This is a genomic window from Streptomyces sp. 1222.5, assembly GCF_900105245.1.
GTDB classification, from domain to species: domain Bacteria; phylum Actinomycetota; class Actinomycetes; order Streptomycetales; family Streptomycetaceae; genus Streptomyces; species Streptomyces albidocamelliae.
In genome coordinates this window covers 1,562,628-1,580,402 of sequence record NZ_FNSZ01000001.1, presented here as the reverse complement: position 1 = coordinate 1,580,402, position 17,775 = coordinate 1,562,628, and the positions used below count along the sequence as shown (strand labels likewise).

Below are 17,775 nucleotides of genomic sequence, written 5' to 3'. Positions count from 1 at the left end.
GGGCCCGGGGGGAGCGCGGTGCGGTCCCGTCGGGCGCGACGCGGTCAGTCCTCCGTGCTGTTCCTGCGGAGCAGATACGTGTCCATGATCCAGCCCTTGCGTTCGCGGGCCTCGGCACGCAGCCGCTCGATGCGGGGGCCGGCCTCGGCGATCGGGCCGGAGACGAGGATCTCGTCCGGGGTGCCGATGTAGGCCCCCCAGTAGATGTCCATGTCCTCGTCGGCGTACCGCCGGAACACCTGGTGGGCGTCCAGCATCACGACCACGTCGTCCACCCCCGGCGGGAAGCCCTCGGACAGCCGCCGCCCGGTGGTGATCTGCACCGGCCGGGCCACCCGGTTCAGGCCCGTGCGGTGCCGCGCCACCAGCGAGGAGACGCTGCTGATGCCGGGCACCACCTCGTACTCGAACGCCACCCGGCCGGCCGCCAGCACTTCCTGGAGAATCCCCAGCGTGCTGTCGTACAGCGCGGGATCCCCCCACACCAGGAACGCGCCGGTGCCGTCCTCGCCCAGCTCCTCGCCGATCAGCCGCTCGTAGATCCCGGCGCGCGCACTGCGCCAGTCCTCCACGGCGGGCGAGTACGCCGCTCCGCCCGCCTTCCGGTCCCGCTCCGGATCCCGGGCCTCCACCAGGCGGTACGACCCCTCGGGCAGATGTGCGTCGAGGATGTCCCGGCGGAGCTGGGTCAGGTCGTTCTTCACCTCGCCCTTGTCCAGCAGGAAGAACACGTCCGTGCTCCGCAGCGCCTTGACCGCCTGCAGGGTCAGCTGGTCGGGGTCGCCCGCGCCGATACCGATGACATGAATCTTTCGCACGCCCCGAGTCTGCCGCATGCCCATGACGAGCCGTCCACCGCCTCGGCGGGCACCGTCATCGGGGCTCTCGCCACCCGAGCCGGGGCGCCTCGTCGCGGGCGTCCACCGGCCCGGCCCCCTCCGCCACGCGTCCGGCCAGCTCCCGCGCCCAGCGGGCGAGCCCGGCGAGATCCAGCCCGTACGGCCGGTCCTCGCCCCGCTGCGACTCCCACTCCTCGACCGCGCCCGCGCCCCGCCGCAGCAGGCGCGCCCCGCCGACGGTGTTCCCCCGTGCCGCGTGCGTGAGCCCCACCGCCAGCTGGGCCAGCCCGCGCCACAGGGTCCGCTCGTCCTCCGGGCCCGACTTCCAGGCGTCCTCGAACACCTCGTGCGCGTGGAACGGCCTGCCCGCGTCCAGCAGCGTCTGCGCCTCCGCGACCGTCTCCGACGGCGCCCGTACGACACCCTCCGGCTGCCGGGCCACGCCCTCGGCGCCGTGGGGCAGCGGCCGGCCAAGCCCGTCCCGGGGCCGCGCGTTGCGGGCCCTCCCGTCCACGTCCCGGTCCCTGGCCCGAGCACCGCCCTCACTGGTCATACGCCGATTGTCCCCCTGCGCCCCGCCACGTCCCGCGAGGCCCTCTTCGGCGCACCCCCGGACGTGGGGTAAAGTTCTGTTCGCGCGATCACGCGGGTCACCGCGAGTGAGCGCATCGGGACGTGGCGCAGCTTGGTAGCGCACTTGACTGGGGGTCAAGGGGTCGCAGGTTCAAATCCTGTCGTCCCGACCATGCTTTTCGCAGGTCGGAGGCCGTTCTCTCACACAGGGGAGGACGGCCTTCCGTGCGTCCGGCCCGTGGCGGTCGCAGCCGTGGCGGTGCGTCGGCCCCGGCTGCCCAGGACGGGCGGGGGAGAGGGTGCGACGCTGGAGTGAGGGGCCGCGAGCAGAGGTCCGGGTGCGTCCCCGTCCGGTCCGGAGTCATCGTCTCCGGCCGGAGAGGGCGCGACCAACGACGCCTGGAGAGCAGGTGGTTGCCCATGCGCAGCCCGACCCGTACGGCCGGTGTCCTCGCCGCACTGGCCCTCACCCTCGGCGGCGCGGTCCTCACCGCCCCCGCGGCCCGCGCGGACATCCCCGCCTGCACGCAGATGGCCACGCAGGCCGGTGCCGCCGCCTCCGACTCCGTCACCGCGGCCTGCGGCCGTGGCGTGGTCGGAGACTTGCAGGGCTGTGTGACCGGGTTGACCGGGGCCGGGGTGGCAGGCGGCGCTGCGAACGGTGCCTGCCGGGCGGCGGCCCACGAACCCCGGTAGAGGCCCGCGCGAGGTCCGCTCGCGGGCCTCACGCGCAGCGCCCATGCTGATTCGGAGGGCGCCCTCGTCCTGAGACTTCTCCTTCCCGGAGGCCGAACGACGGCGCCCGAGAGGAGGAGAAGTCATGCGCATGCGAAGGATCCTGGGCCTCGCCCTGGCCGCGGCCACCCTTGCCGGCATCAGCGCGGTCGGCGCGGTCGGTGCCGCGGCCGCCTCGTCTCCGAACATGACCAGGGACGAGTGCACGGCCGCCGGCGGACAGGTCACGGCACGCCCCTACGCCGGCTACGTCTGCGCGCTGCCCGACGGGACCACGCAGTCGATCACGTGATCTTCCCGTAGAAGTCGCACGACCAAGGAGCCGACCGGCGGTACCCGCCGGTCGGCTCCGCCGTGCTCGTCGACGCCGACCGGCGGTACCCGCCGGTCGGCTCCGCCGTGCTCGTCGACGCCTCCTGGGGAGGACTCCGCCGTTCGGCCCATCAAGGACTTCGGCCCCGGCGCCGAGAAGGATCGAGCGGAGTCGTCCCACTCCTGAGTTCCGGTACACCTCCGCGCCCTCGGCCGCCCCGACGACGGCGGCCCCGCACCCCCGCCGGCCCGGAGGAGATCCTGCATGCGCGTCTTCGCGCCCCTCACCGCCGTCACCACCGCCGCGCTCCTGCTCGTCACCGTCACCGGCGCTCCCCCCGCCGCGGCGGACCAGAACGCCGGCGGCACCCCTCTGGTCAGGGTGGCCCAGGGCGACCCGTACGCGCGCTGCACCATCGGCGCGAGGGACCCCGACAGCGTCGTGTACCCGGGCACAGAGGTCGAGCCGTACCTGTCCGTCGATCCGCGCGACACGAAGCGCGTGGTCACCGTGTTCCAGCAGGACCGCTGGAACGACGGCGGCGCCCGCGGCCTGGCGGCGTCCTGGACCACGGACGGCCGCACCTTCCACCGGAGCACGCTGCCGTTCAGCCTGTGCGCCCCCGGCGGCGCGGACTACGAACGGGCCACCGACCCCTGGGTGAGCACCGGACCGGACGGCACCGTCTACGCCGGCGGAGAGGGCTTCGACTTCACGAGGAGCACCCGCAGCGCCCTCCTGGCCGCCACGTCCCGCGACGGGGGCCGCACCTGGCGCAACCTCACCACCACCCACGTCGACGAGCAGCCGTTCTTCAACGACAAGCCCTCGGTCACCGCCGACCCGATCCGCAAGGGCACGGCCTACCAGGTCTGGGACCGCCTCGACAACGACCCGCCCGGCCCCAGCTCCCTCGACGGGCCGGGCTACCTCTCCGTCACCCGCGACGGCGGCCGCACCTGGAGCGCGGCCCGGCGGTTCGTCGACACCGGCGCCGTGCCCAACACCCAGACCATCGGCCATCTGATCGTCGTCGACCGGCGCACCGGCACCCTGTACGACTTCTTCGACCGGATCACCCTCGCCGACGACCTGAGCACCGTCGTCGAAGCCCACTACGCGGTGGTCACCTCGACGGACGCCGGAGAGACCTGGAGCGCCCCGGTCACCGTGGCCCGGGACACCTCCGTACCGGAGGTCGACCCCAACGACCCCACCAAGCCGCTGCGCGCCGCGGCGACCCTGCCCAGCCCGGCGGTCGACCCCAGGACGGGCACGCTGTACATGGCCTACGAGGGCTCGGACTTCTCCGGCGGCAGGTTCGACTCCGTCCAGCTGGTGCGCTCCACCGACGGCGGACGCACCTGGGGCAGTCCCGAGCTGATCAGCCCGCGGGAGGTGCCGGCGTTCTCACCGTCGATCGCGGTCGACCAGCGGGGCACGGTCGCGCTGACCTACTACGACCTGCGCTTCCTCGGGCCGGGCGACACCAGCACCCTGCCCACCGCCTACCAGCTGGCCACCCTGCCGCACGGAGACCCGAGGCGCAGGACCGAACGACGGATCTCGCGGGTCTTCGACTGGCTGCAGGCGCCGTTCTCCGGGGGCTACTTCCTCGGCGACTACCAGGGCCTGGTGGCGGACGGCAAGGGGGTGCGGGCGGTGCTCACCGAGACCCACTCCGGCACACCGCGGAACCGTACGGACGTGTACTCCGGCACTTTCCGCACCGGGTGACGGTCCCGGAGGCCGAGCAGTCCGTGTGCCGCCCCGCGTCAGCCGCGCTCGACGGTGACCGTCACCCGGCTGCCGGGAGCGGCCAGCACCCGGGCCCGTCCGTCCGGTCCGCGTACGACGGTCGCACGGCCGCCGGCCCTGATCCGCCAGGTGCCCGGCGGCACGGACAGCTCGGACACCCGCGAGCCGCGCGGAGCCGCGCGGTACGACAGCCGGTACACACCCCGTCCGGCGTCGTACGAGGCGGAGACGTCCGTGCCCGCGACGCTCTCCGCGTACGGCTCCGCGGTCAGCTCCTTGTTGGGGCGGAAGGAACCTGCGTCGTCGACCGCGCAGTATCCGCCGCCGTAGCACCACACGTAGCCCGCCCAGCCGGAGGCGTAGCGGCTCAGGGAGGCCATGGCGTCCCGGTAGAAGCGGTTCATGTGCGGCAGGGCGCTGTCGGGCGGCCCCCATTCACCGACGACGACCGGCACCCGGTACCGCTGCGGGTACGCGGTGACGGCCCGCTCGTACGCCTTGATCCAGCCGGCGCCGGGGTCGTAGTCGGAGCCCGCCTCCATGGCGGAGTCGTAGAAGTGCGGCGCGTACACGACGCGCGGGTCGTGGACGCGGCCGAGGCCGGTCGGTACGCCCTCGCCCACGATCGGGGTGGGCTCGACGAACACCCAGGCGTCCCGGTCGGCCGAACGCACCGCGTCGGCGAGGCGGTTGTACATGGGGGTCAGCTGTTCGCGTTCGACGCGGCGGGCCGCCGTCGCCAGGTCCTCGCCCGGACGCGCCTCGCCCATCGGCTCGTTGATCAGGTCGTAGCCGAGGACGGCCGGATGGCGGGCGAATCGGGTGGCGAGGACGCGCCAGATCCGTACCTGGGCGGTGCGCAGGTCCCGGTCCTCGTAGAGATGGGTGAAGGCGCGCTGCACGGCGGGCTCGAAGTACTCGGCGAACCAGTCGTCCGGATGTGCGGTGAACGGCAGTCCGTCGGTCCGGGTCGCCCACTCCGGTATGCCGCGGTGGCCGAAGGCGGGACCGAAGACGTCCTGGTGGGCGTCGATCACGACCTTCACGCCGTACCGGTCGGCCCAGTCCAGGATGCGGCCGATCCTGCGCAGGTAGCTCTCGCTGTACTGTCCGGGCCTCGGCTCCAGGTCGTCCCAGAAGACCAACAGCCGGGCGAAGTCGAAGCCCTCGGCCCGCATGTCGCGCAGATGGCGCTCGGTGATGCCGGTCAGGGCCTCCTCACCCCGGTGCGTCTTGTCCTCGATGTTCCAGCCGTGCAGGGTGAGGACCCGCCCCTGCCGGTCGGTGAGCGGGGGGATGCCCGGACCGGCCTCCCCGGTCTCCGGTGAGGCGTGGGCGGTGGCGGGGACGAGCAGCGCGGCGACGACCGCGGCGGCCGTCAGTGACGCTCGCAGCACGGTGAACCTCCGGTCCGGCGGTGTCCGTTCGTGCCGCGCATCCCACCAGCCACCGCCGCACTCTTCAAGTCCCGTGCACCGGAAGGTTCTCGGTGAGCGTTCGGCGGCTCAGCCCTTGTTGGAGCCCAGGGTCAGGCCGCTGACGAACTGGCGCTGGAGCACGAAGTAGACGACCAGCGTCGGGATCGCGGTCAGCAGGGCACCGGCGGCGACCAGGTTGGGGTCGGTGAAGTACTGGCCGGAGAGGTTGTTCAGGGCCGAGGTGATCGGCATGTTCTCACCGGTCGAGATCAGCACCAGCGCCCAGAAGAAGTCGTTGTAGATCCAGATCGACAGCAGGGTCCCGAGGGCCGCCATCGCCGGCTTGCACAGCGGCAGGGTGATCTGCCAGTACAGCCGCCACACCGAGGCGCCGTCGACCAGCGCGGCCTCGGTCAGCTCGTGCGGCAGCGAGCGCATGTAGTTGCTCAGCACGAACGCGCAGAACCCGGACTGGAACGCCACATGGATGAGGACCAGGCCGAGGGCGGAGTCGTACAGCTTGCCGCTCGCCGTGACCCCCGGCAGATCGGTGAGCAGGTACAGCCGGTACAGCGGGGTGATGATGACCTGCTGCGGGAGCAGGTTGCCGGCCGTGAAGACCAGCAGCAGCGCCAGGTTGACCCGGAAGTCGAAACGGCTGACGTAGAAGGCGACGCAGGAGGACAGGAAGAGGGTCAGCAGCACGGCCGGGATCGCGATGATCAGCGTGTTGCCGAAGTAGTGCGTCATGTCCGACTGCTCGAACGCGTTGGTGAAGTTGTCGAAGTTCAGCGTGTCCGGCCAGGAGACGTAGCCCTTCGCGCTGGTCTCGCTGTACGGGCGCAGCGCGGAGAAGACCGCCCACAGCAGGGGCGCGAGCCAGGCGAGGGCGGTGCCCGCGAGGAAGACGTGCAGCAGGACGCGGGCCGGGCGGATCGGGGCGCGCCGCTTCGACGGGGCGGTGGTGCTGCTCATGCCCGCCGCTCCTTCCGGAAGGTGGCGATCAGATAGGGGACGATCACCGCGAGCGAGATCACCAGCAGGACGACGGCGATGGCGGAGCCGTAACCGATGCGGCTGGACTCGCCGATGATGTTGTTGGTGACCAGGATCGACAGCAACTCGGTGCCCTGGGCGCCCTTGTTGAAGACGAAGACCAGGTCGAAGGCGCGTAGCGCCTCGATGATGGTGACGACGAGGACGACGGTGTTGGTCGGCCGCAGGGTGGGGAAGATGACGCTCCTGAACGTCTGCCACTCGTTGGCGCCGTCCAGCGCGGAGGCCTCGCGCAACGACGGGTCCACGCTCTTCAGGCCGGCCAGGTAGAGGATCATCATGTAGCCGGTGTGCCGCCAGGACGCGGCGATCAGGACCGCCCACAGGTTGAGCTTCGGATCGCCGATCCAGTCGATGTAGTCGCCGGGCTTGTTGGCGCCGATGATGCTGTTGATCAGGCCCGTGTCCGGGTTGTAGACGAGCTGCCAGACGAACCCGATGCAGGCCATGGAGATGACGACCGGCAGGAAGAACGCGGTCTGGTAGACCCGGCTGAAGCGGATCCGCTTGTCCAGCTGCACCGCCAGGAACAGGCCGAACGGCGTCGGGACCAGGATGAGGGCCACGAACCAGATGACGTTGTGCTGGACCGCAGGCCAGAACTGCGGGTTGTCGCTGAAGAGTTGGTGGAAGTTGTCCAGGCCCACCCACTTGATCGAGTCGAACCCGATGCCGTCCCAGGTGGTGAAGGCGAGGAAGATCGAGGCGATCGCGGTGACCCATACGAGGGCCACGTGCAGGAGGGTGGGCACGCCCGCCATCACGGCGAGCGTGATGCGGTCACGGCGGGTCAGCAGGCGCTGGTGGCCGTTCGTGCCCCGCTTCTTCGCAGGCGCGGTGCCCGGAGGCGGCGGCGCCGCCTCCGGGCTCTTCGTCGTCGTGTCGGTCGTCATGGGGCTGCTCATGAGGAGGCGAAGATCGTCTTCTTCTGGCGCTCGATGGAGGACAGCAGGCTGTCCACGCCCTTGGGGTTCTGCAGGAACTTCTGCAGGCCGGGCTGCATCACGGTGGAGGTGAAGTCGGGGCGGCTGTCGCGGTCCATGAACTGGGTGAGGCTCTTGGCGCCGCCGATCATCTCGAACGCCTTCTTCTGGAGCGCCGAGTACGACGAGGTGTCGGCCTTGCTGGAGGCGGCGACCACGCTCGGGTCGGTCTTCAGGTAGATCTCCTCGGCCGCCGGGGAGCCGAGGTACTCCAGCAGCTTCACCACGCCCGCGTGGTTCTTCGGGGACTTGCTGACCATGAAGCCGTCGGTCGGCGCCTCGACCGTGTCCTGGCCGTGCGCGGAGTTCAGCTCCGGGAAGGGGAAGAAGTCGAGGTCGTCCAGGGCGGCCTTGTCGGTGAACTGCTGCGCCACGAACGAGCCGAGGACGTACATGCCGGCCTTCTTCGCGACCAGCGTCTGCGCGGCGTCCTGCCAGGTGCGGCCCATGAAGCCGTCCTGGTGGTAGGGGAGGATCTCGGTCCAGTGGTCGAAGACGGCCTTGACCTTGGCGTCGGTCCAGGAGGCCTTCCCGGCCATCAGCTGGACGTGGAAGTCGTAGCCGTTCAGGCGGAAGTTGATCTGGTCGAAGGTGCCCATCGCCGGCCAGGCGTCCTTGTCGCCGAAGGCCAGCGGGACCAGGCCGTCCTTCTTCATCCGCTTCAGCAGGGCGACGAAGTCGTCCCAGGTGGCGGGGACTTCGTAGCCGTGCTGCTCGAAGACGCTCTTGCGGTAGAAGACCGCCCACGGGTACGTCGTCATCGGCACGAAGTAGTACTTGCCGTCCTCGCCCTTGCTGAGCTTCTTCATCGCCTCGGGGAAGTTGTCCCCGATCTTCGCCCAGACGTCGTCGATGGGCGTGGCCAGTTTCTTCGCCGCGAAGAACTGCATGCGGTAGCCGGCGAACCAGTTGAACACGTCGTCCGGCGTGCCCTGCAGATACGAGTTGATCTGCTCCTGGAAGGTGTTGTGGTCCTTCGTGTTGACGTCGACGGTGAGGCCGGACTGCTTCTTGAAGGCCGCGTAGACACTCTCGAAGGCCTTCTTCGGCACCGCGTCGGAGGCGTTGGAGCCCACGGTGACGGTCTTCGGGTCGGAGCCCGAACCGCTGCCTCCGCAGGCGGACAGCAGGGGTATGCCGGCACCGGCCAGCAGTGCGGCACCACCCGCTCCGCGCAGCAGCGCGCGGCGGCCGGGACCCGGGACGGAAGAACCTGAGGGGGAGGGGCGCATGGCGGCTCCTGAGGAATGCAGGGGTCCGGTCAAGGGGTTGAGTTGATCACCGAAAGGTCGCCGAAACCGCTCAGAAACCAACTCGACCGAACATCGTGGGCGTAATAACAGCCCCATGTCCGCTCATGCGTCAATAGGTGCGGTCGCCTCGGGGAGTCTCTTGCCCGAAACGTAATCGTCACCGTTACCTGCGTGTTCGCCGCGCCGGGAACGAACAGGCCCCCACGGCACGGGCGGCCGTGGGGGCTGTGTGAACGCGGGGGATTCCGATTCAGGGTCTGACCAGCAGCTGGAACTCGAAGGCGTAGTGGGACGCCCGGTAGACGTGGCTGCCGTACTCGACCGGCCGGCCGGTGTCGTCGTAGGCTGTGCGTTCCATGGTGAGCAGGGCCGCGCCCTCCTCCTCGTCCAGCAGGGCGGCCTCCCCGGCGGTGGCGCCGCGGGCGCCCACCGACTGCCGGGCGCTGTGCAGGGTCAGGCCGGCCGAGCGCATCATCCGGTACAGCCCCGTCGACTCCAGTCGCTCCGTGGGGAGTTCGAGCAGCGGCTCGGGCAGGTAGTTGCGCAGGAAGGCCACCGGGCGGCCGCGGGTGCGGCGCAACCGCTCCAGTACGGTCACCTCCGCGCCCTCCGGCACGGCGAGGGCCGCCGCCACGTCGGCGGCCGCCGGGATCCGTTCGTTGCGCAGCACCCGGGTGGTCGGCCGCTGCCCGGCCGCCTCCAGGTCGTCGTAGAGGCTGCTGAGTTCCAGCGGACGCCTGACCTTGCTGTGCACCACCTGGGTGCCGACCCCGCGGCGGCGCACCAGCAGCCCCTTGTCGACCAGGGACCGGATCGCCTGGCGCACGGTGGGCCGGGACAGCCCGAGCCGCACCGACAGGTCCACCTCGTTGCCGAGCAGGTTCCCCGGGGCCAGCGCCCCCTGCTCGATGGCCGACTCCAGCTGCCGGGCGAGCTGGTGGTACAGCGGTACGGGGCTCGTGCGGTCCAGGGTGAGGGGGAGCGAGGAGAGAGCGCGATCACCCGATGCCGTTCGTTGCGGGGTGCGGTGTACTGGGCTCATGCCTCTCAGGTGTAGGGGCCGGCGGGCGACGATGTCAATCATTTGTACTTACATTCGGACCTGCTTGTGAAATGATGTCTTAACAAAGTATTGACAGCGGGCCCGTCAGGGACTTGGATCCCGTCCCAACGCACAGCGTGCCCAAGCGCAGGCGTCCCTCCCCCGACGCACAGTGAGGTGCAAGGACAGATGGACCGCTCTTCTCGCTCCCGCTCCCGCAGGCTGGCCCCCGTTGTGGCTGTGGCCGCCGCGGCAGCCCTCACCCTCGCCGGCTGCTCCAGCAGCTCCGGCGGCAAGAAGGCCGAGGAAGGAGCGGCGAACGCCTCCGCGGGCAAGGCCGACACCCCCCGGATGACCGTCGCGCTGGTCACCCACCAGGCACCCGGCGACACCTTCTGGGACACCGTCCGCAAGGGCGCGGAGGCCGCGGCGGCCAAGGACAACGTCAAGCTGGTCTACTCCGCCGACCCGAACGCGGGCACCCAGGCCAACCTGGTGCAGAACGCCGTCGACCAGAAGGTCGACGGCATCGCGGTCACCCTGGCCAAGCCGGACGCCATGAAGAACGTGATCGGCAAGGCACGGCAGGCCGGCATACCGGTCGTCGGACTGAACTCCGGTCTGAGCGACTGGAAGAAGCTGGGCCTGCTGGAGTTCTTCGGGCAGGACGAGAGCGTGTCGGGCGAGGCGGTCGGCAACAAGCTCAACACCACCGGCGCCAAGAAGATCGTGTGCGTGATCCAGGAGCAGGGCAACGTCGGTCTCACCCAGCGCTGCGACGGCGTGAAGAAGACGTTCAAGGGCACCACTGAGACCCTGTACGTGAACGGCACCGACATGCCGTCCGTGAAGTCGACCATCACGGCGAAGCTCAAGCAGGACAAGTCCATCGACACCGTCGTCGCACTCGGCGCGCCGTTCGCCCTCACCGCGGTGCAGTCGGTGGGCGACGCGGGCAGCAAGGCGAAGGTCGCCACGTTCGACCTCAACAAAGACCTGGTCAAGGCCGTACAGAAGGGAACCATCGAGTTCGCGGTCGACCAGCAGCCCTACCTCCAGGGCTATTTGGCGGTCGACTCCCTGTGGCTCTACAAGAACAACGGCAACTACAGCGGCGGCGGCGAGCAGCCGGTGCTGACCGGCCCGGCCTTCGTCGACAAGTCCAACGTCGACAAGGTCTCCGAGTTCGCCGCGAAGGGCACCAGGTGATGAGCATGGCCCAGCACGCCGAGCCGGCGGTGGGGACACCGCCGGCGCCCGGCCCCGAGCAGAGTGACGGCCGTACGACCCGGCGCCCCCTGGTGCTCCGGCTGCTGGCCCGGCCGGAGGTGGGCGTCTTCCTCGGCGCCGCCGCGGTCCTGGTCTTCTTCCTGATCGTCGCGCCCTCGGTCCGCCAGGGCAGCTCGATGGCCACGATCCTCTACCAGTCCTCGACCATCGGGATCATGGCCCTGCCCGTGGCCCTGCTGATGATCGGCGGCGAGTTCGACCTGTCGGCCGGTGTCGCGGTGATCACCTCGGCGCTCACCGCGAGCATGCTCAGTTACCAGCTGACCCTGAACGTGTGGACCGGTGTGATCGTCGCCCTGGCCGCCTCTCTCGCGGTCGGCGCCTTCAACGGCTGGATGGTGGTGAAGACCGGACTGCCCAGCTTCCTGGTCACCCTCGGCACCTTCCTGATCCTTCAGGGCGTGAACCTCGCCGTGACCAAGTCGGTCACCGGCAACGTGGCCACCGACGACATCAGCGACATGCAGGGCTTCGACCAGGCCAAGAAGATCTTCGCGTCGTCCTTCGACGTCGGCGGGGTGGAGGTGCAGATCACCGTGGTCTGGTGGCTGGTCTTCGCCGCCCTGGCCAGCTGGGTTCTGCTGCGCACCAAGTACGGCAACTGGATCTTCGCCGTCGGCGGCAACAAGGACAGCGCCCGCGCCGTCGGCGTCCCGGTCGGGTTTACCAAGATCACGCTGTTCATGCTGGTCGGCTTCGGCGCCTGGTTCGTCGGCATGCACAACCTGTTCTCCTTCAACACCGTGCAGTCCGGCGAGGGCGTCGGCCAGGAGCTCATCTACATCGCCGCGGCCGTCATCGGCGGCTGTCTGCTCACCGGCGGCTACGGCTCGGCGATCGGACCGGTCTTCGGCGCCTTCATGTTCGGCATGGTCCAGCAGGGCATCGTCTACGCCGGCTGGAACCCGGACTGGTTCAAGGCCTTCCTCGGCGTGATGCTGCTCGGCGCCGTCCTGATCAATCTATGGGTCCAGCGCACGGCGACCCGGAGGTGACCGATGACTGACAACGCAACCGGAACCCCCGGCGCCGTCCTGAAGGACGCCCCGCCCGAAGGGGAGGGCCCCCTGGTCGAACTGCGCGGCGCGGGCAAGTCCTACGGCAACGTCCGCGCCCTGCACGGCGTCGACCTGAAGGTGCACGCGGGCCGGGTGACCTGCGTCCTCGGCGACAACGGCGCCGGCAAGTCCACCCTCATCAAGATCATCTCAGGCCTGCACCAGCACACCGAGGGCGAGTTCCTGGTCGACGGCGCGCCGGTGCGGTTCACCTCCCCGCGCGAGGCCCTGGACCAGGGCATCGCCACCGTCTACCAGGACCTGGCCACCGTTCCGCTGATGCCGGTGTGGCGGAACTTCTTCCTCGGCTCCGAGATGACCCGGGGGCCCTGGCCCGTACGCCGCCTCGACATCGCCCGCATGAAGCGGACGGCCGACGAGGAACTGCGCAACATGGGCATCGTCCTGGACGACCTGGAGCAGCCCATCGGCACCCTCTCCGGCGGTCAGCGGCAGAGCGTGGCGATCGCCCGCGCCGTCTACTTCGGCGCCCGCGTCCTCATCCTGGACGAGCCGACGGCCGCCCTGGGTGTCAAGCAGTCCGGCGTGGTCCTGAAGTACATCGCCGCTTCCCGCGAACGCGGACTCGGCGTCATCTTCATCACCCACAACCCCCACCACGCCTACATGGTCGGCGACCACTTCAGCGTCCTGCGCCTCGGCACCCTCGAACTGTCCGCCGACCGCGACGAGGTCGGCCTGGAGGAGCTGACCAACCACATGGCGGGCGGCGCCGAACTGGCCGCCCTCAAGCACGAACTGGCCCAGGTGCGCGGCGTCGACGTGGAGGAGCTGCCCGAGGAGGGCGACCTGACCGCGCCGGTGGCGCCGTCCCCCGACGGCACGTCCTGACCCGCCCACGCCGGCCGGATCCCCTGCGGTTCCTGCGCAACCGCAGGGGATTCGGCCGGCAGGCGTACGGGAACCAAGCGGGGGCACGCGGGCGTTGTGAAGGACGACGGGGGATGCCCGCGCAGACGGGAGGACGAGATGACGCAGCGCACCGAGCCCCGGCAGAGCGCCCAGGACACGGCCACCACCGACGCGGCGGCCCGGCGTGCCCACCGCTTCGGCACACTGCCCGAGCGGATACGGCCGGAGGACACGGTCGAGACGAAGCCCGCGACCGTGCCGGACCCGGCCCGTGACACCTACAACCCGGACGAGTGGCTGATCCGGTACTGCGGTTGAGACGAGCGTGCGGCGCCCGATGTCCGGGCGCCGCACCGTGGTCTCATCCCTTCCGCACCTCCGCGAGGCTCACCGGCCGGTGCTCGCGCAGCGACAGGGTGCAGGCCTCGGCGATCCAGCCCGCCTCCAGGGCGTCCTCGATCGTGCAGGGCGAGGGCCGGGTGCCGGCCACGACCTCGGTGAACGCGGTCAGTTCGGCGCGGTAGGCGTCGGTGAACCGGTCCATGAAGAAGTCGTGCGGGGTGCCGGCCGGGAAGCTCACGCCGGGCTCGACGGAGCGGAGCGGCAGCTGATCGTCCAGGCCCACGGCGATCGAGTCCCGGAAGCCGTGGAGTTCCATCCGCACGTCGTAACCCCGACCGTTGTGACGGGAGTTGGAGACCACCGCGAGGGTGCCGTCGTCCAGGGTGAGGACCGCGCCGACGGTGTCCGCGTCGCCGGCCGCCGCGATGTAGTCGGCGCCGCGGTTGCCGCCGACCGCGTACACCTCGGTGACCTCACGCCCCGTCACCCAGCGGATGATGTCGAAGTCGTGCACGGAGCAGTCCCGGAAGATCCCGCCGGACGCGGCGACGTACGCGGCCGGCGGCGGAGCCGGGTCCAGGGTGGTGGACCGGACCGTGTGCAGCGTGCCCAGCTCGCCCGCCCGCACGGCGGCCCGCGCGGCGGCGAAGCCCGCGTCGAAGCGGCGGTTGTAGCCGATCTGGATCGGGACGCCGCTGTCGCGCACGGCCGCCAGTACCCCGACGCCCTCGGCCATGGTCCGGGCCACCGGTTTCTCGCAGAAGACCGGCACGCCCGCCTCGACACCGGCGCGGATCAGCGCGGGGTGGGCGTCCGTGGCGGCCGCCACGACGAGGCCGTCGACACCGGCCGCCAGGAGTGCCTCCGGCGAGTCCGCCACCTCGGCCCCGAACCGCTCGGCGGCGGCCTTGGCGGCGTCCGCGAACGGATCGGCGACGACGAGCGTGTCGACGGCGTCCAGTTCCGAGAGGGTCTCGGCGTGGAAGGCGCCGATGCGGCCCAGGCCGAGGATTCCGATACGCATTGCTTCGCTGCTTCCTTCTTGGTGGGTGAGGTACGCCGCCGGGGACCGGTCCGGCCCCCTTCGTCCGTCGGGCCCGCCCCGCGACGACGGGCGGGCCGGCACGTCTCAGTCCAGCCCGCCGAGTACGTTCTGGTCCCAGTCGATCACCGAGCCGGTGACCACGCCCGACCGGTCGGACAGCAGCAGGACGACGAAGTCCGCGATCTCGTCCGGCCGGCCGAGCCTGCCCATCGGCAGCCGCTCCGCGGCCCGGTCCCGCCAGTCGTCGCCCCCGCCGTGGAAGGCGCGCTGGGTGGCGTCCTCGCCTTCCGTCGCCGTCCAGCCGATGTTCAGGCCGTTGACCCGGATCCGGTCCCAGCGGTGTGCGTGCGCGGCGTTCCGGGTCAGGCCCATCAGGCCGGCCTTGGCGGCCACGTACGGGGCCAGGAACGGCTGCCCGCCGTGCGCCGAGGAGGTGATCACGTTGACGATCGTGCCGGGCGCCTCGCGGGCAAGCATGTCGGCGACCGCGGCCTGCATCGCGAAGAACGGTCCCCGGAGGTTGACCGCGATGTGCTCGTCGAACAGCTCCGGTGTGGTGTCCAGCAGCGTCCCCCGGGAGGTCAGCCCCGCCGAGTTCACCAGGCAGTCGATCCGGCCGTACGCGGCCACCACCTCGGCCACCGACGCCTTCGCCTGCCCGGCGTCCGCGAGATCGGCCCGCACGTACCGCGCCTCGCCGCCGGCGGCCGTCAACTCGGCCACCAGGGCCTCGCCCGGTCCGGGCCGGCGCGCGCCCACCGCCACCACGGCCCCCTCCCGGACGGCGGCCCGCGCGATCGCGGCACCCACTCCCTGGCTGCCGCCGTTGACCAGGACGACCTTGTCCCGGAGAAGTCCGTTCAGACCCATGGCTCTCCTCAGCCCTTCCGGCGTTCGGCACCGGCCCGCAGTGCCTCGCGCAGCCGTTCCGGCGTCCACTCCTCGCGCACCGCGCGCCGCAGCAGGTCCGCCTGCGACGGCGGGGCCAGCCCGTCGACCGGCGGATCGCTGTCGAGGTCGGTGGGGAAGGGGTAGCCCTCGGCGCTCGCCGCGACGACGTTGTCGAGCCACTCCCGCGCCGCGCCCCGGGACCGGTGCCGCAGCAGTACCGGGAACACCGCACCGGCCACCGCCACCCGGTCCACCGTCTCCATCGCGCGTCCGAAGGCGGAGGAGATCTGGAGGAGGTTGGCCGTGCGCCGCACCTCCGCCGTCCGGTTGGTCCCGGCGGCGTGGAAGAGCGCCGGGTTGAAGAAGGCCGCGTCACCCTTGGCGAGCGGGAGCTGCACCTGGTGCGCCTCGAAGTACTCCTGGAACGCGGGCAGCCGCCAGGCCAGATAGCCCGGCTCGTACGTCTGTGAGTACGGCAGGTACCGCGTCGGCCCCGACTCCACCGGCATGTCGCAGTGGGCGACCGCGCCCTGGAGCGTGAGCACCGGGGAGAGGCGGTGCACATGGGCGGGGTAGGCGGCCGCCGCCGCGTTGGGCAGGAAGCCGAGGTGGTAGTCCCGGTGCGCGGTCTGGCCGGCGCCGCCCGGGTTGACCACGTTGACCTGTGAGGTGACCTGATAGCCGGGGCCGAGCCAGGCCGTCGAGACGAGGGCCAGCACCTCGTTCGCGTAGTACGCGGCGAACGCCTCCGGGTCGTACAGGGCCGTCTTCTCCAGCGCGTTCCACACCCGGTCGTTGGCGCCCGGCCGCGCGAAGTGGTCACCGGCCGTCGTGCCGGAGGCCCGCTGCCCGGCGATCAGCGCCTCGAAGACCGCCGTGAGCCGGTCGACGACGGCGGGGTCGGGGAAGGCACCCCGGACGACGACGATCCCGGGACCGTCGGCGAGCGCCCGCACCAGTTCGGCCCGCAGCGCGTCCCGGTCGCCGGCCGTACGCAGCCGCTCGCCCTCGTAGACGAGGACGTTCTCCGTCACCGAGGAGGCGTGCGGATGGTCCGCGAGACGCGTCGTACGGCCGACGAGCGCGCGGAAGGCGTCGAGATCGCAGTCCTGTTCGGACAGCCGGGCGCGGCCGGGGGCGGAGCTGAGGGACATCGGCGTCCTGCTTTCGGGCCTGGGATCGGCGCGGTCCTGTCATTCTTGTCAGTACAAACCCCTCGAACAACCAGCAGACACCCGTCAAAAACCCCTCAAGGAGCCGGTCCATGGGACACCCGTTCCCCATCCGGGAGATCGCGCGACAGGCGGGCCTGAGCGAGGCCACGGTGGACCGGGTGCTGAACGGCCGGGGAGGGGTGCGCGAGAGCACCGCGCAGGAGGTGCGCCGGGCGATCACCGACCTCGACCGCCAGCGCACCCAGGTCCGGCTGGCCGGCCGTACCTTCATGGTCGACATCGTGGTGCAGGCACCGGAGCGGTTCACCACCGCCGTACGCGCCGCCCTGGAGGCAGAACTGCCCTCCCTGCACCCGGCGGTGCTGCGCTCCCGTTTCCACTTCCGCGAGACCGGCCCGGCCGCCGAGCAGGCCGGGACGCTGGACCGGATCGCCCGGCGCGGCTCGCAGGGCGTGATCCTCAAGGCGCCGGACGTCCCCGAGGTCACCACGGCCGTCGGCCGGCTCACCGCCGCCGGCATCCCCGTCGTCACCCTCGTCACCGACCTGCCCACGAGCGGCCGGCTGGCCTACGTCGGCATCGACGACCGCGCGGCCGGCGCGACCGCCGCCTATCTGATGGGCCAGTGGCTCGGTGACCGGCCCGGCCACGTCCTCACCAGCCTCAGCAGCGGCTTCTTCCGCAACGAGGAGGAGCGGGAGATGGGCTTCCGCAGCGTGATGAGGGCCCGGCACCCGGAGCGGACCCTGGTCGAGATCGCCGAGGGCCAGGGCCTGGACGCCACGCAGTACGACCTCGTACGCGCCGCCCTGGAACGCGACGCGGAGATCCGGGCCGTGTACTCCATCGGCGGGGGCAACGACGCCACCCTGCGGGCCTTCGCGGATCTCGGCCGCGACTGCGCGGTGTTCGTCGCCCACGACCTCGACCACGACAACACCCGTCTGCTGCGCGAGCACCGGCTGTCCGCCGTCCTCCACCACGACCTGCGCCAGGACATGCGCGAGGCCTGCCGGCACGTCATGCGCGCGCACGGCGCGCTGCCCCCGGCCGGTCCGGCGCTGCCGACCGCCATCCAGGTCGTCACGCCGTACAACACGCCCGCGCGACGGGACGACTGAAGGGGATCGG

The 17,775-nt window shown here is 71.1% G+C and carries 18 protein-coding genes and 1 tRNA gene; 9 read left to right on the top strand and 10 right to left on the bottom strand.

Annotation, left to right across the window (positions count from 1 at the left end; genetic code table 11):
* Positions 1-44: 44 nt before the first annotated feature.
* Together cobF and BLW57_RS07135 are read right to left on the bottom strand one after the other, a co-directional pair.
* On the bottom strand, positions 45-818 hold the full coding sequence (gene cobF / locus BLW57_RS07140; RefSeq protein ID WP_176985499.1) for a precorrin-6A synthase (deacetylating): 774 nt from the start codon (positions 816-818) through the stop codon (positions 45-47).
* A 55-nt stretch (positions 819-873) separates the two neighbouring features.
* Positions 874-1,392, bottom strand: coding sequence for a DUF309 domain-containing protein (locus tag BLW57_RS07135; protein ID WP_093472990.1), 519 nt, complete (start codon positions 1,390-1,392; stop codon positions 874-876).
* Positions 1,393-1,508: 116 nt separating this feature from the next.
* Between BLW57_RS07135 and BLW57_RS07130 the strand changes: the two genes are divergently transcribed.
* From BLW57_RS07130 to BLW57_RS07115, 4 genes are all read left to right on the top strand, one after another.
* Positions 1,509-1,585 (top strand) — tRNA-Pro (locus BLW57_RS07130).
* A gap of 247 nt (positions 1,586-1,832) precedes the next feature.
* Positions 1,833-2,108 (top strand): hypothetical protein, encoded by a 276-nt coding sequence (locus BLW57_RS07125; protein ID WP_093472988.1) that lies wholly within the window; start codon positions 1,833-1,835, stop codon positions 2,106-2,108.
* 124 nt (positions 2,109-2,232) lie between these two features.
* Positions 2,233-2,439 carry a hypothetical protein gene (locus BLW57_RS07120; RefSeq protein ID WP_093472987.1) on the top strand — a complete coding sequence of 69 codons (207 nt, stop codon included), beginning with the start codon at positions 2,233-2,235 and terminating at the stop codon, positions 2,437-2,439.
* A gap of 285 nt (positions 2,440-2,724) precedes the next feature.
* A complete protein-coding gene (locus tag BLW57_RS07115; RefSeq protein ID WP_093472986.1) occupies positions 2,725-4,197 on the top strand; it encodes a sialidase family protein in 1,473 nt (490 codons plus the stop codon).
* A 38-nt stretch (positions 4,198-4,235) separates the two neighbouring features.
* Here BLW57_RS07115 and BLW57_RS07110 read toward each other — a convergent pair whose 3' ends face one another.
* The 5 genes from BLW57_RS07110 to BLW57_RS07090 form a co-directional block, all read right to left on the bottom strand.
* Positions 4,236-5,615, bottom strand: coding sequence for a glycoside hydrolase family 5 protein (locus BLW57_RS07110; RefSeq protein ID WP_093472984.1), 1,380 nt, complete (start codon positions 5,613-5,615; stop codon positions 4,236-4,238).
* A 108-nt stretch (positions 5,616-5,723) separates the two neighbouring features.
* Entirely contained in the window at positions 5,724-6,611 is an 888-nt protein-coding gene (locus BLW57_RS07105) for a carbohydrate ABC transporter permease (RefSeq protein ID WP_093472982.1), read from the bottom strand.
* The gene (locus BLW57_RS07100) at positions 6,608-7,585 is read right to left on the bottom strand and encodes a carbohydrate ABC transporter permease (RefSeq protein WP_093472981.1); all 978 of its coding nucleotides are present in this window, start codon (positions 7,583-7,585) and stop codon (positions 6,608-6,610) included. The genes BLW57_RS07105 and BLW57_RS07100 overlap by 4 nt, the downstream gene beginning before the upstream one ends.
* Positions 7,586-7,593: 8 nt before the next feature.
* Positions 7,594-8,907, bottom strand: coding sequence for an ABC transporter substrate-binding protein (locus BLW57_RS07095; RefSeq protein WP_093472979.1), 1,314 nt, complete (start codon positions 8,905-8,907; stop codon positions 7,594-7,596).
* A gap of 271 nt (positions 8,908-9,178) precedes the next feature.
* Positions 9,179-9,970 carry a GntR family transcriptional regulator gene (locus BLW57_RS07090; protein ID WP_093472977.1) on the bottom strand — a complete coding sequence of 264 codons (792 nt, stop codon included), beginning with the start codon at positions 9,968-9,970 and terminating at the stop codon, positions 9,179-9,181.
* 189 nt (positions 9,971-10,159) lie between these two features.
* Between BLW57_RS07090 and BLW57_RS07085 the strand changes: the two genes are divergently transcribed.
* The 4 genes from BLW57_RS07085 (at position 10,160) to BLW57_RS07070 (ending at position 13,509) form a co-directional block, all read left to right on the top strand.
* The gene (locus BLW57_RS07085) at positions 10,160-11,179 is read left to right on the top strand and encodes a sugar ABC transporter substrate-binding protein (RefSeq protein ID WP_093472975.1); all 1,020 of its coding nucleotides are present in this window, start codon (positions 10,160-10,162) and stop codon (positions 11,177-11,179) included.
* The gene (locus BLW57_RS07080) at positions 11,179-12,255 is read left to right on the top strand and encodes an ABC transporter permease (protein ID WP_093472974.1); all 1,077 of its coding nucleotides are present in this window, start codon (positions 11,179-11,181) and stop codon (positions 12,253-12,255) included. The genes BLW57_RS07085 and BLW57_RS07080 overlap by 1 nt, the downstream gene beginning before the upstream one ends.
* A gap of 3 nt (positions 12,256-12,258) precedes the next feature.
* The gene (locus tag BLW57_RS07075; RefSeq protein ID WP_093472972.1) at positions 12,259-13,170 is read left to right on the top strand and encodes an ATP-binding cassette domain-containing protein; all 912 of its coding nucleotides are present in this window, start codon (positions 12,259-12,261) and stop codon (positions 13,168-13,170) included.
* Positions 13,171-13,308: 138 nt separating this feature from the next.
* Complete coding sequence (locus BLW57_RS07070) at positions 13,309-13,509, top strand: hypothetical protein (protein ID WP_093472971.1); 201 nt, start codon at positions 13,309-13,311, stop codon at positions 13,507-13,509.
* Between the two features lie 43 nt (positions 13,510-13,552).
* On the opposite strand, the gene BLW57_RS07065 is transcribed toward BLW57_RS07070, so the two are convergent.
* From BLW57_RS07065 to BLW57_RS07055, 3 genes are all read right to left on the bottom strand, one after another.
* Entirely contained in the window at positions 13,553-14,557 is a 1,005-nt protein-coding gene (locus BLW57_RS07065; RefSeq protein WP_093472969.1) for a Gfo/Idh/MocA family protein, read from the bottom strand.
* A gap of 105 nt (positions 14,558-14,662) precedes the next feature.
* Positions 14,663-15,448 carry an SDR family oxidoreductase gene (locus tag BLW57_RS07060; protein WP_093472968.1) on the bottom strand — a complete coding sequence of 262 codons (786 nt, stop codon included), beginning with the start codon at positions 15,446-15,448 and terminating at the stop codon, positions 14,663-14,665.
* An 8-nt stretch (positions 15,449-15,456) separates the two neighbouring features.
* The gene (locus tag BLW57_RS07055) at positions 15,457-16,623 is read right to left on the bottom strand and encodes a phytanoyl-CoA dioxygenase family protein (protein ID WP_093472966.1); all 1,167 of its coding nucleotides are present in this window, start codon (positions 16,621-16,623) and stop codon (positions 15,457-15,459) included.
* Between the two features lie 110 nt (positions 16,624-16,733).
* Between BLW57_RS07055 and BLW57_RS07050 the strand changes: the two genes are divergently transcribed.
* Complete coding sequence (locus BLW57_RS07050; protein WP_093472965.1) at positions 16,734-17,765, top strand: LacI family DNA-binding transcriptional regulator; 1,032 nt, start codon at positions 16,734-16,736, stop codon at positions 17,763-17,765.
* Positions 17,766-17,775: the final 10 nt, after the last annotated feature.

Excerpts from the sequence above, each read along its gene's own strand:
- BLW57_RS07095 (WP_093472979.1), bottom strand. The coding sequence starts at position 8,907 with ATGCGCCCCTCCCCCTCAGGTTCTTCCGTCCCGGGTCCCGGCCGCCGC.
- BLW57_RS07090 (WP_093472977.1), bottom strand. The coding sequence starts at position 9,970 with ATGAGCCCAGTACACCGCACCCCGCAACGAACGGCATCGGGTGATCGC.
- BLW57_RS07070 (WP_093472971.1), top strand. The coding sequence starts at position 13,309 with ATGACGCAGCGCACCGAGCCCCGGCAGAGCGCCCAGGACACGGCCACC.
- BLW57_RS07075 (WP_093472972.1), top strand. The coding sequence starts at position 12,259 with ATGACTGACAACGCAACCGGAACCCCCGGCGCCGTCCTGAAGGACGCC.
- BLW57_RS07085 (WP_093472975.1), top strand. The coding sequence starts at position 10,160 with ATGGACCGCTCTTCTCGCTCCCGCTCCCGCAGGCTGGCCCCCGTTGTG.
- BLW57_RS07105 (WP_093472982.1), bottom strand. The coding sequence starts at position 6,611 with ATGAGCAGCACCACCGCCCCGTCGAAGCGGCGCGCCCCGATCCGCCCG.
- BLW57_RS07055 (WP_093472966.1), bottom strand. The coding sequence starts at position 16,623 with ATGTCCCTCAGCTCCGCCCCCGGCCGCGCCCGGCTGTCCGAACAGGAC.
- BLW57_RS07100 (WP_093472981.1), bottom strand. The coding sequence starts at position 7,585 with ATGACGACCGACACGACGACGAAGAGCCCGGAGGCGGCGCCGCCGCCT.
- BLW57_RS07115 (WP_093472986.1), top strand. The coding sequence starts at position 2,725 with ATGCGCGTCTTCGCGCCCCTCACCGCCGTCACCACCGCCGCGCTCCTG.
- BLW57_RS07120 (WP_093472987.1), top strand. The coding sequence starts at position 2,233 with ATGCGCATGCGAAGGATCCTGGGCCTCGCCCTGGCCGCGGCCACCCTT.
- BLW57_RS07125 (WP_093472988.1), top strand. The coding sequence starts at position 1,833 with ATGCGCAGCCCGACCCGTACGGCCGGTGTCCTCGCCGCACTGGCCCTC.
- BLW57_RS07080 (WP_093472974.1), top strand. The coding sequence starts at position 11,179 with ATGAGCATGGCCCAGCACGCCGAGCCGGCGGTGGGGACACCGCCGGCG.
- BLW57_RS07135 (WP_093472990.1), bottom strand. The coding sequence starts at position 1,392 with ATGACCAGTGAGGGCGGTGCTCGGGCCAGGGACCGGGACGTGGACGGG.
- BLW57_RS07065 (WP_093472969.1), bottom strand. The coding sequence starts at position 14,557 with ATGCGTATCGGAATCCTCGGCCTGGGCCGCATCGGCGCCTTCCACGCC.
- BLW57_RS07050 (WP_093472965.1), top strand. The coding sequence starts at position 16,734 with ATGGGACACCCGTTCCCCATCCGGGAGATCGCGCGACAGGCGGGCCTG.
- BLW57_RS07060 (WP_093472968.1), bottom strand. The coding sequence starts at position 15,448 with ATGGGTCTGAACGGACTTCTCCGGGACAAGGTCGTCCTGGTCAACGGC.